This is a genomic window from Vibrio sp. St2 (assembly GCF_947311885.1).
GTDB classification, from domain to species: domain Bacteria; phylum Pseudomonadota; class Gammaproteobacteria; order Enterobacterales; family Vibrionaceae; genus Vibrio; species Vibrio coralliilyticus.
Genome location: NZ_CAMZNA010000002.1, coordinates 659,565 through 673,779, shown reverse-complemented (window position 1 = coordinate 673,779; position 14,215 = coordinate 659,565). Strand labels below are relative to the sequence as shown.

Genomic DNA, 14,215 nt, shown 5'->3' with positions numbered 1-14,215 from the left:
AAAACATGAACTACCGTACCGAGATTAAAAACTACATCTGCGGGGAGCTAGCTCCTGATATCGCTGCTGAGACATTGCCTGAATACTGCGATCTTCTTATGACAGGCGTCATTGATAGCTTGTCTCTTGTTCGACTTGTGGCCTGGCTGGAAGAAGAGTTTGAGATACCAACCGGTGATATCGAAATCGCACCTGAAGACTTCAGTTCGATCGAACGCATTGAACAATTTATTCATGAACATGCACCGCTAACAGCTTAGCTTTGCATTAAACGCTAAATCCAAACAACACGTATTTGAAGGAGCAAAAAATGATACATCGAAACAAAAAGGAACTTGAAGGTGTTCAGTGGGGCAATGGTTCAAGCTTTCGACTACTCACTGAGAAAGATGGGATGGGTTTTACGGTTTGTCACACCGTTGTAGAGGCGGGTAGTGAGTCTCGTCTTCAGTATCGTCGCCACTTAGAAGCTTGTTATTGCATCAGCGGCAAGGGGCAAGTGATTTCAGCCGATGGCAGCACAATCTACGATATTGAACCGGGTGCAATCTACGCACTTGATGAAAATGACCCACATATCCTGATTGCTGACGAAAGTGACGACTTACATCTAGTCAGCGTATTCAACCCTCCATTAACTGGCCAAGAGAAACATCAGCTAAGTGCTGATGGATTTTCACAGTACTAATTTGATTGTCCAATAACAGTTTCTAAAGGACGCAAAATGCAACGTCAGGATAAAAATATAAAAAAGCGTGCGAGAAGTTTCATCGATGCCGCGATACATGAATTAGAAAATGAAGCCAGTAGCGGACGGTTTCCGCGTGATAAATGGGAAGCAATTGCCAGAACTGGGATATTTGAGCGAGCAGTCAGTAGTGATATCGACAAGCGTGAATCCGTGCTTTCGACCTTACACGGTTTAGAACGGCTGGGAGAAATATGTAAAGACTCCGGTCTGAGCTTTTCGGTGGCTACGCATTTAGCGAGCACGATTACCGCTCTGAATAAGTTTGGCTCGCAGGAGCTTAAACATGAGTTTATGGAATCATTAGTCAAAGGTCGTCTGATCGGTGCTCATGCCATCAGCGAACCGCAAGCTGGTTCGGATGCACTCAGTATGACGACAACGGCGAGAGAAGAGGGTGATGACTATGTGCTCAACGGACACAAAGCTTTTGTCACTAACGGAAGCATCGCTGACGTTATCGTCGTTTATGCAAAAACCAGTGACTCGAGTACAGCAGACTGTGTTTCTGCATTTTTAGTTGATACCAAAACTCAAGGTGTGCGCCTTGGGAAAGAGATGGAGAAAGTGGGCCTACATACTTCTCCTCTATGTGAACTGACACTGGAAGAGTGTCGTGTTCCCAAAGCCAATATGATTGGCCGACGTGGAGCAGGCTTTTTCGTCCTCAGTCATGTGATGCAAAGAGAAATTCTCTTTGCCTTTATGCTCAACGTGGGTGAGATGAAACGCCGCTTAGATCGCTGTGTCAGCTACGTGAACTCGCGTCATCAATTTGATAGCCCTATTGGTTCGTTTCAATCGGTCTCCAACCGAATTGCAGACATGAAAATCCGCTATGAACTGAGTCGTCAGTGGCTTTACCACGTTGCTGAAAAAATGATTGATAACAAGGACATTACGAGTGAAGTGGCTATCGCTAAAGTGTTCGTTAGCGAAAACGCTTTGGCGACATCGGTCGATGCACTTCACATTCACGGTGGATACGGTTATGTCGCGTCAAATGGTTTTGGCGAGGAGGTGTGTAACGCACTGTCAGGGCCAATCTATTCGGGAACAAATGATATCCAACGAGGGCGAATCGCCGCGATGTTGGGGGTAGCAACTCAAAGTAAAAAGCGATCAGAGAGCAACCAGATTCGCGTGCCGAATGTTAAGAAAGCCCCCAAAGTAGCTGAACATTCTGAGAGTGAGGCCGTGTTTAATTATCAGCATCCTGATGTGCAGTCATTTGTGCAAAAAGCGTTAGGTTCAGAGAAACTCAACAAGCGAGAGACCGCGGTCAAACTCTACTATGCAGTGCGAGACAAAATTGCGTATATGGTGTTCAACACAGACATCAGTGAGAAGGGTCTCCGAGCGAGCTCTATTGTCAAAGTAGGTATAGGGTTTTGTTTACATAAGGCGATCCTTTACGCCGCCACTTGTCATTCTCAAGGTATTGAATGTCGTATCGTCGCCAATCGGGTGAACAACCATATCTCAACGCCTGAGCTGCAGGACCTAGTCGGTGGAGAAGTATTCTTACATTGGTACAACGAAGTCAAAATTGACGGTAAGTGGCTTAAAGTTTCCCCGGTGTTTAATAGCTTACTGTGCAAGTTGTATGGGTTAGAAACACTTGAGTTTGATGGCTTTAGCGATGCGCTTGCGCAGCCATATAGCGACGGCGGCACCATGAATTACATCGGTGAACCGATTCGGTTTGAACAGCCAAACTACCAGCAATTGATCGATTTAGTTGATGCCCACCACCCAAACATGGTGACTGAGTCGGGTACGGTCCCGCAGGCTAGAAAACCAAAGTCTTCTAATGAGAACAGGTCGATTTTATGAAAAAGCAAATTCAGATTTATACCGACTACGTCTGCCCGTACTGCTTGCTTGCAGATCACGTGATTAACAAGGTCATTCAGGGATTAGATGTTGAAATCAAGTGGCGTCCTTTTGAATTAAGGCCCGCTCCAGTACCGACACTAAGAACGGAAGACCGATATTTGCCAGAAATTTGGGAGCGCTCTGTGTACCCAATGGCAGCGAAGTTAGGAGTAGCGTTGAAACTCCCAGAAATTTCTCCTCAACCGAGAACAGACAAAGCTTTCCAAGTGTTTGCACTGGCAGAGCAAGTGGGTCTAGGGGACGAATTTTCAGTTGCCGTTATGAAGGCTTTTTTCCAACAGGAAAGAGATATTGGTGAGCCAGATGTTCTTGCCGATATTGCCAGCCAGATTGGCATGGAGAGAGATGAGGTTCTTGAAGCTTTATCAAATGGAACCTACTTAGAGCACCACCAAACGGCGCTGAAACATGCGGTTGAAGAGGCTCGTATCTCTTCTGTTCCAACCATTTATGTTGGTTCACGAAAGTTCTCAGGAGTCCCAGACCCGACAGAGCTAAGGCTCGCGATAGAAGCGTTGGACGAAATACAGGCTTAGAAAGGCATTAAAAGTGTGGCTTAGGGAAACTGAGCCACAACAATCATAAACACTAGGAGATATTAATATGATCAGTTGGCTTTACCTCGGCACGGCAGTGCTATTTGAAATCGCAGTGGCTATCTCTGCTGGCAATGCGAATGGCTTCACTAACCCAAAGTGGACCGCAGCGACATTGATTAGTGGTGCGATAGCTACTTTCTTCCTCAGCCTCGCTCTACTCAGTTTTGATGTCGGGGTGGGTTATTCAATTTGGACCTCTGCAGCTGGTGTCGGAATTGTCATCTTAGGCGCTTTGTTCTTTGGTGAACGTCTGAGCTTACAAAAGCTGTCAGGCATTGTTCTGGTTATTGGTGGAGTGATTGGTCTGAGAATGAGTGGCGCTGCATAAACTACGTCGGTAAATCATAAAAATTATTAAAAAATAAGAGGTTAATAACATGGCAACAACTAAACAGAACAAAGCAAGTACGAAACAGGCTTGGATAATGCTGCTGCTGGCAGGCGTATTTGAAATCGGCTATGCATTGAGTGTGGCGGGAAGTGAAGCATTCACCGTTTTAAAATGGTCTGTATCCGCCGTCATTTTCTTTTTGCTGACACTTTATGCACTCAGTGTGGCCCTTAAAGAAATCGATGTTGGTATTGGTTATGCGGTTTGGGCTGGTATCGGGGCAATTGGTGCTGCGGTATTTGGCGCTATTGTCTTTGACCAAACGCTGACTCTGTATCAAGCATTTTGGCTAAGTGTCATTATCGCTGGTGTTATATGGCTAAAGTTGGCGAGTAGTGAAAAGCTTCAATCTTCTGACCAAGTATTAGCTTCAAACCAATGATCGATTGAGGTGTAAGTGGTGCTGAAAATACCCACTTACACCCAGATTTTAATTCTATGCGAGGTGAATATGTGTAAGAGCAAGATCGAAAATATGGATACGCTTTTAGATGGTCTGGTGAATTACTCAGTCGATCATGTGCATCAGGGCGGCATCCCTTTCACGGCTTATGTTGTTAATTCAAAAGGAGAGGTCCTTGGCAAAGGGGTTAATAGAGTACTGGAAAACCATGATCCTACAGCCCATGCAGAGGTGGAAGCGATTCGTGATGCATGCCGAAATACCAAGTCTTCTCATCTCAGAGGTTTAACGCTGCTCGCCTCAGGTGAACCATGTGCCATGTGCTACTTGAATGCGCTATTCGCTGGTATTAGTGAGGTGGTTTATGTCGCTGATAGAGATGAAGCCGCACGTCATGGTTTTGATTATCGCAATTCATACTCAGCGTTGGCAGGGTTCCCTGAAAAATGGGGAATGCTGGTTCGTAAACAATCAACGGAAAATGCGCTTGAACCATTCAAGCTATTGCAAAGTAAAAGGAAATTTTAATGAGTAAGCTGGAACTGGAAGTTCAGAATACACAATCGATTGAACATTTATTCGAGCCAGACGGCTGGAACCGAACGGCTCGAATTGGCGTTGTGGTGCCGCATGCTGATGTCGGCCCAGAAGCCGAAATTGGCGCCATGGCAGGAGATCATGCAACGGTTCACGGCAGTCGTATCTTTTTTTCAGCGATGAGAGCGGGTGGTGAGATGGATGACAAAATTCCTCATGCTCCTGTGGAATCTTTTGTGCAGGCACCTTATCTGGATGAGGCTGTAGAGGCAGTTTGTCAGTCACCAATTGATTGTGTGGGTTTAGCCTTTACCAGTTCAGCTTATAAACATGGACCGGATGGAGAAAGAGCGCTGATTGAACGTCTTAAACCAGTAGCAAGAGAGATACCGATTGTTTCAACTTGTCTTTCTGCAGAGCGTGCACTTAAGAAACTGGGTACTCAAAAGCTAGCAGTAGTGAACCCTGCGTGGTTTGACTATGACCTAAGCGCACAAGGCGCAAGCTACTTTGAAAAAGCGGGATTCAATGTCGTTCATCATAGTTCTTGTGGTATTCAAAGTGGGCAAAAGTATGTTACTCCTCAAGCCCTTTACACTTGGATAAAAGACGTTGTTTTGGACTCAGGTGCTGACACTGTTTTTGTCGGTGGTAACGGACAAAGATCTGTTGGCATTATCAAAGCGGTTGAAGAAACTTTAGGTGTTACCATGATCACTGGAAATCAGCTAATTTTGTGGGATGCATTACGTTCAATTGGCTCAGATGCCAAGATTGAACGTTATGGCAGGCTTTTCAGCTAGAGCATCCTTTGAGGCAGTTGGCATGGGTTAACTGCCTTTGTTCTAGTGTAAGGTTTTCGTCTATCTGATTATTCAGACGTTGGAATTACGAGAAGAATTATACGAATACATCCTGATGTTATCTCTAGGGAACCAACCCAGTTTCTCATAGAATTTTTGTGCATTGAGGTTGTCGTCGTAGACAAACAGGTGAGTTTTAGGAATACCAATCTTGGCTAGTGCGTTAATGGATTGGCTTATTAACTGATAGCCAATTCTCTGACCACGAAACTGAGGTAAGACTGCTAGGTGTTGCAGATAGCCCCTCCTGCCATCGGTTCCGACCAAGACGGCGCCGATAATATTACCTTCACTGATTGCTACGAAGCTTAAATTGGGGTTTCTGTCGAGGTAGAGCGCAATGTTCTCACGAGAATCGGCATCTCTTACGGACATGCCTTCAGTCTGAAGCCACAACCGGATTACGGCGTCGTAATCTTCGATTGTCATTGGGCGGATGGTCACCAATTTAGCCTCCTTGCTAAGCAGATGATGTTGGACGTAACAATGTTTTAAATCAATACCTATCAATAAGTTACCGATTTGTCAAAATTGGTGATCAAGAGCCGCTTTCCTGAAGAGAATGAAACTGTGCTGAAAGGTGGTTTTTACTAATCGTACAAATAAGTAGACCTTGCTGAGCATTGTCGGATGTAGCTGCTAATTCCCCTTGAGCATTCCAAGCACTGTTCTTGCCGCAAGTATCCCATCCACCTGTTTTCGATATGTGATTGCAAAGGAGGACTGGGAACGCATGGTTACGAGCAATGCCAGACAAAATATTAGCATCAGGGGTGAAACCAGTTGGTGAGATCAGGGCACTTACAAGATAAAGATCTGCTTTGTTGTCGGCTGCGCCTTGGGCGTGCTCAGGTTCAGTAAAATCTGCACATACGGCAAGCGCAATACGCTTATTATTAATGTTGAGCACGTAATTGTTTTTTCCTGCAGCGCAATAAGTGCCTTCACCGTCATGCAGGTACTGTTTGGAGTAGAACTCGATCTCTCCGTTTGGAAAGCAAATAACCGCGGCAATATGTGGTTTTGAGTCTGGCACTGTAAGCGGACAGCCCGCAATGACCGTAATATTATGCGCAGTAGCTGCGGATGAAAGTGCTTTAATCGCAGAAGTTGATGGGTCAAAGGCAAGCTCGTCGGCTAGATCCAGTTCGTACCCTGTTAAAGACAGTTCAGGAAACACGACGAGATTTGCTCCAAGCTGAGAAGATTGCTCCACATGCATAAGGTGAGCGCGCAAATTGGCTTCAATGTCTCCTCTCTTGGCTGGAGCCTGAGCCAAACCAATGATTAGTGTTTGTTCCATCCTTAGTTATACCTTTCCTTTAATGGCTTGCTGCTAAGCTATTGGCAGCATTTTCCTGAAATCTGAATGGGTGGACAGGGAACCGTGCCATAAGAGCAAAATACACAGCAGTCGCCTGGTAGTGGCTTAAGGAGTTCGCCACAGCTTTTACATTCGTAGAAGTAAACGCAGGCGTTATCTGGCATAGATTCTAGGCTCGAAAAACCGCACTTAGGGCAAGCCAGTTTGGATTCTGTTACTACTTCCATGATTGCACCTCCACCGTTTGCACTATTTAAGCATAGGTGCGAATATCAGACTAGGGCTTCAACCACTTTAATCCACGGTAAGGTTTTGATTTTAAGCTTTTTAAACGGCTTTCCAAACTTCCACAGTGAATCTCTAGTTTGTGCCCATCGGGGTCGAGAATATACACAGATGAGCCTTCACTTTGGTTACTTTTCCATTGCTCAGCTTTGTGTTTTTCTAGGTGTTCACATAAGGTCGCGAAGTCATCCTCAGCAACATTAAATGCAATGTGACTGTAATCGGTTTTAGGGCAAGGTGAGTCTAGAGATAGGCACAACCACAATTCTCCGATCGAGAGGTAAGCGCCTTTCTCCCATTTGACTTCCCCCTCGAAGCCAAGAACGCGAGTATAGAAGTCCAACGAACGTTCTACGTTACTTACAGCGAGAGTGATGTGGTTGAGTCCGGTTATCATCGTTACCCCACAGGTTTTGTTTGATTAGTCTGCGCTTGGCTTTTCACAACGGAAGAAAATGAAATTAGGGTTGTTCTTCAAACGCTGATAGGTAACTTCACAAACGGATTTCACTTTTTCATCCACGTTACCTTCGGTAATACGAGATATCTTTAACCCAGACGCACTAATTGCCTCACTGATTTCCATCAGAGAGCGTCGATAGAAGCTCACTTTGACTGGCGTACCGACCGTGTTCCACTCTTCTTCGATGTATTCGCGTTCAAAGTAATTGCCCGAGATTGAACATTCAAAATCTGCAAAAGGGTGGTGGGTTGAAAATACGATGTAACCACCGGGTTTAAGAACTCTATACACATCTGCAAAGACTGGTGTGAGATCTTCGATATAGTGCAACACCAGAGGGCACACGATGACATCGGCGCTACTGCTTGACTCTTGAGGAAGGCCTTTCGCAATATCCTGTACGTAAGCGCTGACTTGATCGCCCAGTTTGGCCTGAACAAGATCGATCATATCGCTAGACGCATCAACACAAGTCAGTTGCTTCACCGATTGGCTGATAAACCACTCAGCATACACGCCTGAACCGCAGCCCATGTCAACGACATCAGCACCTGAAAGGTCATCGAGAAGCGCCATGGTTGAAGGGCGTTCTAGCAAGGCATTGTAAATGTTGTCCTTGACGACAGCATCGTACTGTTTAGCGTGTTTGGTGTACATTTCAGACATGATAGAGACCTTTTGTGTGAGCAGCGAATCCGCTACAGGAGAGAAGCGTATTGTAAGCGCGAACGTCCGGCGTGAACAAATGTTGATCTTTTATTGTTCGCGTAATGAATCGATCGCGGCGTGAATGGAATCAAATTGAATCTTTATAATACAAACTTGAGCTTTGCTGAATTCATGTGCCTGAATTAGGTCGGTTATTTCGGTCAGGTCGTATGTTTTTGGCGTCATGTTTACCCCGATTTTTTCAGAGTCTGATTCCAGTTGGAAACACCTCCCTCCAGAATCGATGACCAAATCGTTGGTGTCGAGTATCAGTGATTCTAATTCTCGAAAAAGCATATCTTGTGAAGCGAGGAAAATGAGTTCGTTATCACCTTCGAACTTAAGTAAAGCGGGCCATTGAATCTCATTGCCCTCTTTGTTGATTGCGGTAGCTATCAAAACGATTCCTTGGTTTTTTAGGTGAACAAAACTTGATCAAGACTCTATTGTATAAACATTTTCCTTTTTTGATGTGAGATATCAACCATTTAATTTTTGCTGACTTTAATACATAGATGTGGTGCTTTGGCCTATTGCTGCTCCCTTGTTTAATGTTGGATTTGTTACTTTAACTATTTGATTAAAATTGTTTTTGTTTGGGCTTAAATTTGGTGGCTTCTTATGTTCTTATTCTTGTGACGCTTTTTTAGTATTCCTAGGAGACGGTTGATATTAAATTTGTATATTTAAGGTGTTGTTTTATATTTATTTTTAATCATTGAGTGCATAAAAAGATAAAACGGCTATTTCCTACAGTAATCGTAGCTTTATGCGGATTGAATGACTGTTTGTTAGTGATATACATTCTCATTGGGATTATTCCCACTATAAATATTTGGAGAATTAAAATTGAAAACTAACAACGTCATTGGCTTAGTGGCCCTACTTGCTGCAACCTGCGTTTCAGCTACTGAAACCATTACCTTTCCTGAAGCTTCTTCTTCAGTTCCAGATGCACCTATTGTCTTTCCGAAATCTCAGCACCCGATCGCTCTGTTAGGCGGCTACACAGTTGAAGATGGGGTTCTGAGGTCTAGAACTTACGACTGTGGCATTAATATCAGTGATTTAAACCTTACCGCTAAGCTGATATGGGATGGAGTTACACCGAAACTGGCCATAATGGGTGACGATTTAATCATGTGCCGCTCGGGAGCAAACAGCCCGTTTGAGCTTGACCTTAATGCCTTCTTTAATAACCTTCCTGATCATGTTCTAACTCGTTTAGAAGTGGCAAATCCAGTCGACTTCAATCGCTAATCCCTAGATTCATGACGAACTGAAGTTCTTACCTCTTTTAGGGCACTACTCATCAGATTGTGCCCTTTTTTCAATACACTACAGAATATAAAATTGTGAAAAAAATACTGTTGTCTATTTTAGCGCTTGGGCTAAGTTTACCCACGAGCGCGACTTCCTCTGTGTACAATCAATACGAACATCATAAAGCGATGAGGGATAAGGTCAGTCAGTGGGTGGACTGGCAATCTCAGCAGCATTCACTCAGTGCAGTCGACGCGCTCAATGTGGTGAAAAAGAAGCACGGCATTACCTATATGCCAGACTTGTTTTTTGCGCGGCTGAAGGAATCTGCCAACCAAAATTTTAGTACAGAAGGTCTCTCTTCATTAGATGTCGCCATCATTAATGAGTCAGCTACGTTATTCGTTATGTCACAGGCTCACGATTTGCCTCATTATGAGCTGTTTCCAGCAGAGTATATGAAGCAGATTTTTCTGGACAACTTGTCACGAGAGCTGGAGCTTGTTTCCCCTTCAGCGGAAGATGAAGCACTGTATCTGCAACGTTATTATCAAAATGATCTTCCTGGTTTGGCCATATACTCGATAGCGTTGAACATAAGTTTAGAAAAGTATGGAGAATCTCAACTGCTCCAAAAGCTAGCACAGCAAACGGGTAGTCGTTATGCAGACTCAATACGTCAATTTTTGATTTCAGGTTTCTCAGGAGGAGGAACATTCAAAGATCGCTTAGAAGAGGTGTTATTGGCTGAACTTAAGCAATCGGCAACTGACTGGAAGCCTGTCTATGACGACTTTTCGCAGTATCAAAATGGTTCACATCCCTATGCTCGAGTTGGAGCTATGTTGCAAACGACACTTTTGGCCCGCTGGCCATCGCTAAGAGAGGCAAATAGGGAAAACCTACAGGAGTGGTATCAACATATTGAGAATCTACCTGGCTCAAAATATGGTTACTCTATGGTCGGCGAAGCTTTGGTTAACGATGTTCGTCAAATAAAACAACAACCGCATCATAGTCGTTGGAGCTTTCCTTCGCTAGCTGCGATCACGATAGTGACGCTAATTGCCCCTGAGGTGATTGGCGAGTTAGCGTTGGGAGAAATCGCGCAAGGGCTACTGTTTTCAAGGACGATGTTTAATGGAGCGAGAGTGGCTGATGCCGTCTATACGAGCGAAGTTGTTGAGCTTGCCACAGAAGAAACTGCGGTATTGGGCGAGCAGATGACGCAAAGTGGCGCTTTACAGGTGAGTAAGGTCGTTGACTCAACACTCATTGGGCAACAAGTGGAGCCAGGGTTGCATTACTACTTAGGTGAAGGGGCTGTAGAAGGCGCTGATTTTGTCGCGAATATACAAGGAGCTTGGCAACGAGTTCGACGCTTCCCTTCAAGTAACGAGTATGCTTTGTTTGAAGGAGCTGGTTCTTTCGGCGTGCATAAGGTAACCCGAGCCGGAGCCACGGGGTGGTTGCTGAATCAAACCGCTACCAGCCTGAACAATTGGGTCTCCTCGGGTGAATATCGTCATGTACTACTACTTGGGAAAGGGGAGCCGGCGTCACTGTTTCGACATTTTGGAGAGAACGTTAAGAGTCGCTATGGTATCCCTCAAGGGAATTTGTATAGTGACGGTGACGTAAGCTCTCGCCACCTCAATAACTTGTTCCCTCACGCGCAATCCGATCAACTGTCATCTTTGACGTTCAATCATCGTTTGGATGTGGTTGCTCACGGTAATCCTTATGGCCCAGTTTGTATGAATCAAAGTGGTATTGAAACATCACTGACACCGACAGGATTGGCAAGAAAGCTTTTCGATTTGGGTCTTCGACAGGTTGGTGTACTAAAGGTGCAGTCATGTAACGTTGGTGGAGGGTTTTATTTACCGAAGCTTGAAACAGAGCTAAAGAAAATCGGCATTGACGTTGGCTTTCTGGCCGCTCCGAAGGGATATTTAGTCCAGCTTCCTCGCTTACCGCGAGCCGTATTCGATCCGTTTCCTAACTTCAGCGCTGATCGCTATGAAGTGATATCGACAGGGTTGCATCAAGGCTTTCCGGGTACTCGATATCATTAAACGTTCGTAAACAAAGGAAAAATAAAAACGCATCACCCAGTCGGTGATGCGTTTTTGTTCTTATCATTTACTGGTTTCGGTACATCTACTCAAGCTTATCTAGCGCTTGGTATCGATCAAAGTCCACTTTGTGGTAGGTGCCTTCATCGATCATAATGGTGTGAAACTCTGCCTCACCGTCAGAGTTGATGAAATTAACTTCAAGCCACACCTGATCGTATTCGTCAATTAACCAGACTCGCCACAGCAAGTTAGAATCGATGACACGTTGATAAATTTCATAGGTGTCGTACAGATGGTGATTCACATCCCCAGAAGCACTCTGTAGATCGCTCGGTAGCTTAGTGACTTGAACCAGGTAATCCAATTCAATCATGTCAGTGACCTCTGTTTAATGTACTTGGAGTCGAGCTAGCCAGCTCGGCGGCAATACGACTAATACAACGTACTGCTGATTGACTGACAGCAGAAAGCTGATAAAAACCATGTATGACACCTAAATATCGTTCACAATGCGCTTCTACACCATGTTTCAACAGCTGACGGTAAAGCTGCTCACCTTCGTCTCTTAATGGATCAAATTCTGCTGTGATAATCGAAGTTGGAGGTAAACCTCGAAAGTCACCACATAACAGCGGGTTGAGTTCAGGGTTTGCATCAATGTGCTCTGGACTTTTATCACCAAGATACATATCAAAGCCAGACAGCAGCATTTTGTCGGTAATGATGTAGTCGGTTGCATTAACTTTGTAACTGGCCGATGAACCATGCGGATCGAGCATTGGGTAAATGAGAATCTGGCGCTCAGGTAGCCAGTTTTGTCTTTGCTTAAGGCGCATTGTTGTCACTAATGTGAGATGGCCGCCGGCACTATCGCCTACCAAGGAGATACGTTCAGTATCACCACCATATTTCGAGCCCATTTCTCGGATTGCGACAACGGCATTGTAGGCATCATCGTGAGCGGCAGGATAAGTGTGCTCTGGCGCCAATCGGTATTGAACGCCGATCACCACATTGTTGGACTCGGCCGCGAGTTGACGCAACTGCTGCTCATGGGTGTCAAAGCCTCCGCTGATAAAGCAACCTCCGTGGAAGTAAATCGTTATCGGCAGGTGAGAAGCGTTGCTGGGTCTGAAAATTTTGAGCGTAATCCCGTCAACGATATCGATATACACCTGCGCCATCTCAGGGCCTTTGCCTGCCAGCTCAACTGTTGCTTGATAACCGGCGCGTCTCGCTTCAATGGGTTGCTCAGAAGGACAAGGCTTTCCAGCGTCAATGAATCCTTCAACCAGTTTTCGGATACCTGACTCCAAGTGTTCAATCATTATTATTCCTTACCACTAGACTGCATAGTTTTGATTCTAATTTTATAAAATTAATATGTATATACATACAGTTCAGTTTTTGGGAGATAGCGGTCAAATCGCTGTGAATATGGGATTAACGTAGCCTTAAGCAGTGATTGAAGACGAAAATGTGTTTGATGTTATAGAGCACATTTTGGGAGAGAAAAGCCTTAGGTGAGTAAAGGTAAAGTAATTTCAGCTCTCAAGAGGTTTCAAACAGATCGCCCTGAGCCGCCTCCAAACCTCGTCGATGATGATAGGCGCTACCCTGCGGAGTTTCATGAGAGTCAACGCCATGACCATGTTCCAGAACCGTCTCCACGGAAAAACTGGTGATCACGATTTCACCAATGTGGTCTAGCTTAGAGCGAATATTCATGACGCAGCGGATAGAAGAGCCATGTTGGAAGCTGATTTGTTTGCTCAGAACATCTTGTTTGAAGCTCAGATCTTTCATCGTAAAGCTGATGTTTTGTCCTTGCCAGATGCCTTTCCATCGATAGTTGCCTTGCCTTAATACTGGCGAAACTATTTCTATGACTGCATCGTCGATGGTTTGTATCGGTAGTCGGTGGGAAGGTAAGACAAATTTTTTGAAAACGGCCCTGCTGATGTGTAACTCGGGCATAGCATCAGAGCCGGATTCGGTGAGTCCATTGATGCCAATTTTGGTGACTTTAGGGTATGCACTAAGATACTTAAACAGGTTGGAACGCCGTGTGATGACCTTATAATTTTCGTTAACAACCTCAGCAACCTTTGACACCGTTTCTGGGGTGACACGTTCAGACTTTACTTCCGCTTTTAGCTTTTCAATTCTCAGCTTACGTTCCTCAATGCTCAAACGCAGTTCTTCTTTTTGTAAACGTTCAAGCTCGGAGTCTGATTTTGGAAGAAGGGGGATAGCCAGCGAGGCAATGCCAACAATTACGGAAAGGATACCAGCGTTCGCGTTGGCGACTTTCCAGATGTCACGCAGACCGCCTTCCTGATGTGCTTCGCTTTCTATCTGAATGTTCTCATCAATTGTGGTGGCAACTTCAAAAAGTATGGCGATGATCTCAGCTTCGCACTGGTGTCGCACCAGTGCATCCATCGAGTGAGAATCGTCGTTGAAGTAATAGTGGACTTGAAATTTATTGGCTGACACCTGTTTATCCATACAGTATTTTGGCTTTCCCATACACAATACGGACTAATTTTTTGATTTCAAATGCAACTGCGTGATTATGTTCAAAGTTTGAAGCAATGGCGAAAAGTTAGCCGAGATGGATTGATAGTTTGCTGTGGTAAGGAGGAGTG

General features: G+C 44.8%; 19 protein-coding genes. 10 read left to right on the top strand and 9 right to left on the bottom strand.

Annotated features, from left to right (window positions below; translation table 11 throughout):
- Positions 1-5 precede the first annotated feature (5 nt).
- The 8 genes from QMA41_RS09530 to QMA41_RS09495 all read left to right on the top strand — a co-directional run bounded on the left by QMA41_RS09530 (position 6) and on the right by QMA41_RS09495 (position 5,380).
- The gene (locus QMA41_RS09530; protein ID WP_281629486.1) at positions 6-260 is read left to right on the top strand and encodes an acyl carrier protein; all 255 of its coding nucleotides are present in this window, start codon (positions 6-8) and stop codon (positions 258-260) included.
- Positions 261-310: 50 nt separating this feature from the next.
- Positions 311-688 carry an ectoine synthase gene (locus QMA41_RS09525; RefSeq protein WP_006961648.1) on the top strand — a complete coding sequence of 126 codons (378 nt, stop codon included), beginning with the start codon at positions 311-313 and terminating at the stop codon, positions 686-688.
- Positions 689-724: 36 nt separating this feature from the next.
- The gene (locus QMA41_RS09520; RefSeq protein WP_281629485.1) at positions 725-2,584 is read left to right on the top strand and encodes an acyl-CoA dehydrogenase family protein; all 1,860 of its coding nucleotides are present in this window, start codon (positions 725-727) and stop codon (positions 2,582-2,584) included.
- Complete coding sequence (locus tag QMA41_RS09515) at positions 2,581-3,183, top strand: DsbA family protein (protein ID WP_019276344.1); 603 nt, start codon at positions 2,581-2,583, stop codon at positions 3,181-3,183. The genes QMA41_RS09520 and QMA41_RS09515 overlap by 4 nt, the downstream gene beginning before the upstream one ends.
- A 67-nt stretch (positions 3,184-3,250) precedes the next feature.
- Positions 3,251-3,574 carry an SMR family transporter gene (locus QMA41_RS09510; RefSeq protein WP_006961633.1) on the top strand — a complete coding sequence of 108 codons (324 nt, stop codon included), beginning with the start codon at positions 3,251-3,253 and terminating at the stop codon, positions 3,572-3,574.
- A 49-nt stretch (positions 3,575-3,623) separates the two neighbouring features.
- A complete protein-coding gene (locus QMA41_RS09505; protein ID WP_006961632.1) occupies positions 3,624-4,019 on the top strand; it encodes a multidrug efflux SMR transporter in 396 nt (131 codons plus the stop codon).
- 93 nt (positions 4,020-4,112) lie between these two features.
- Complete coding sequence (locus tag QMA41_RS09500; protein WP_171340564.1) at positions 4,113-4,568, top strand: nucleoside deaminase; 456 nt, start codon at positions 4,113-4,115, stop codon at positions 4,566-4,568.
- Positions 4,568-5,380, top strand: a complete 813-nt coding sequence (locus QMA41_RS09495) for a maleate cis-trans isomerase (RefSeq protein WP_051912557.1) — start codon at positions 4,568-4,570, stop codon at positions 5,378-5,380. Before QMA41_RS09500 ends, QMA41_RS09495 begins: the two co-directional genes overlap by 1 nt.
- A gap of 72 nt (positions 5,381-5,452) precedes the next feature.
- Here QMA41_RS09495 and QMA41_RS09490 read toward each other — a convergent pair whose 3' ends face one another.
- The 6 genes from QMA41_RS09490 to QMA41_RS09465 form a co-directional block, all read right to left on the bottom strand.
- Positions 5,453-5,887 (bottom strand): GNAT family N-acetyltransferase, encoded by a 435-nt coding sequence (locus QMA41_RS09490; RefSeq protein WP_281629484.1) that lies wholly within the window; start codon positions 5,885-5,887, stop codon positions 5,453-5,455.
- 91 nt (positions 5,888-5,978) lie between these two features.
- Entirely contained in the window at positions 5,979-6,743 is a 765-nt protein-coding gene (locus tag QMA41_RS09485; RefSeq protein WP_281629483.1) for a carbon-nitrogen hydrolase family protein, read from the bottom strand.
- Positions 6,744-6,781: 38 nt separating this feature from the next.
- Positions 6,782-6,994: a GDCCVxC domain-containing (seleno)protein gene (locus QMA41_RS09480; protein WP_348650163.1), complete on the bottom strand. Its 213-nt coding sequence runs from the start codon at positions 6,992-6,994 to the stop codon at positions 6,782-6,784.
- A gap of 47 nt (positions 6,995-7,041) precedes the next feature.
- The gene (fos, locus tag QMA41_RS09475; protein ID WP_281629481.1) at positions 7,042-7,446 is read right to left on the bottom strand and encodes a fosfomycin resistance glutathione transferase; all 405 of its coding nucleotides are present in this window, start codon (positions 7,444-7,446) and stop codon (positions 7,042-7,044) included.
- Between the two features lie 24 nt (positions 7,447-7,470).
- Complete coding sequence (locus QMA41_RS09470; RefSeq protein WP_019276350.1) at positions 7,471-8,178, bottom strand: class I SAM-dependent methyltransferase; 708 nt, start codon at positions 8,176-8,178, stop codon at positions 7,471-7,473.
- 90 nt (positions 8,179-8,268) lie between these two features.
- Complete coding sequence (locus QMA41_RS09465) at positions 8,269-8,619, bottom strand: DUF4144 family protein (RefSeq protein WP_281629480.1); 351 nt, start codon at positions 8,617-8,619, stop codon at positions 8,269-8,271.
- A 450-nt stretch (positions 8,620-9,069) separates the two neighbouring features.
- On the opposite strand from QMA41_RS09465, the gene QMA41_RS09460 reads away from it, so the two are divergent.
- Together QMA41_RS09460 and QMA41_RS09455 are read left to right on the top strand one after the other, a co-directional pair.
- Positions 9,070-9,480: a hypothetical protein gene (locus tag QMA41_RS09460; protein WP_006961625.1), complete on the top strand. Its 411-nt coding sequence runs from the start codon at positions 9,070-9,072 to the stop codon at positions 9,478-9,480.
- Positions 9,481-9,575: 95 nt separating this feature from the next.
- A complete protein-coding gene (locus tag QMA41_RS09455) occupies positions 9,576-11,561 on the top strand; it encodes a hypothetical protein (RefSeq protein WP_281629479.1) in 1,986 nt (661 codons plus the stop codon).
- 85 nt (positions 11,562-11,646) lie between these two features.
- Here QMA41_RS09455 and QMA41_RS09450 read toward each other — a convergent pair whose 3' ends face one another.
- The 3 genes from QMA41_RS09450 to QMA41_RS09440 form a co-directional block, all read right to left on the bottom strand.
- Positions 11,647-11,937: a hypothetical protein gene (locus QMA41_RS09450; RefSeq protein ID WP_006961623.1), complete on the bottom strand. Its 291-nt coding sequence runs from the start codon at positions 11,935-11,937 to the stop codon at positions 11,647-11,649.
- 1 nt (position 11,938) lies between these two features.
- On the bottom strand, positions 11,939-12,892 hold the full coding sequence (locus QMA41_RS09445; protein WP_281629478.1) for an alpha/beta hydrolase: 954 nt from the start codon (positions 12,890-12,892) through the stop codon (positions 11,939-11,941).
- A gap of 223 nt (positions 12,893-13,115) precedes the next feature.
- A complete protein-coding gene (locus tag QMA41_RS09440; RefSeq protein WP_281629477.1) occupies positions 13,116-14,063 on the bottom strand; it encodes a hypothetical protein in 948 nt (315 codons plus the stop codon).
- Positions 14,064-14,215 lie beyond the last annotated feature (152 nt).

Coding starts and splice junctions, on each gene's coding strand:
- QMA41_RS09485 (WP_281629483.1), bottom strand. CDS start 6,743: ATGGAACAAACACTAATCATTGGTTTGGCTCAGGCTCCAGCCAAGAGA.
- QMA41_RS09505 (WP_006961632.1), top strand. CDS start 3,624: ATGGCAACAACTAAACAGAACAAAGCAAGTACGAAACAGGCTTGGATA.
- QMA41_RS09530 (WP_281629486.1), top strand. CDS start 6: ATGAACTACCGTACCGAGATTAAAAACTACATCTGCGGGGAGCTAGCT.
- QMA41_RS09470 (WP_019276350.1), bottom strand. CDS start 8,178: ATGTCTGAAATGTACACCAAACACGCTAAACAGTACGATGCTGTCGTC.
- QMA41_RS09450 (WP_006961623.1), bottom strand. CDS start 11,937: ATGATTGAATTGGATTACCTGGTTCAAGTCACTAAGCTACCGAGCGAT.
- QMA41_RS09445 (WP_281629478.1), bottom strand. CDS start 12,892: ATGATTGAACACTTGGAGTCAGGTATCCGAAAACTGGTTGAAGGATTC.
- QMA41_RS09515 (WP_019276344.1), top strand. CDS start 2,581: ATGAAAAAGCAAATTCAGATTTATACCGACTACGTCTGCCCGTACTGC.
- QMA41_RS09525 (WP_006961648.1), top strand. CDS start 311: ATGATACATCGAAACAAAAAGGAACTTGAAGGTGTTCAGTGGGGCAAT.
- QMA41_RS09520 (WP_281629485.1), top strand. CDS start 725: ATGCAACGTCAGGATAAAAATATAAAAAAGCGTGCGAGAAGTTTCATC.
- QMA41_RS09510 (WP_006961633.1), top strand. CDS start 3,251: ATGATCAGTTGGCTTTACCTCGGCACGGCAGTGCTATTTGAAATCGCA.
- fos (WP_281629481.1), bottom strand. CDS start 7,446: ATGATAACCGGACTCAACCACATCACTCTCGCTGTAAGTAACGTAGAA.
- QMA41_RS09495 (WP_051912557.1), top strand. CDS start 4,568: ATGAGTAAGCTGGAACTGGAAGTTCAGAATACACAATCGATTGAACAT.
- QMA41_RS09500 (WP_171340564.1), top strand. CDS start 4,113: ATGGATACGCTTTTAGATGGTCTGGTGAATTACTCAGTCGATCATGTG.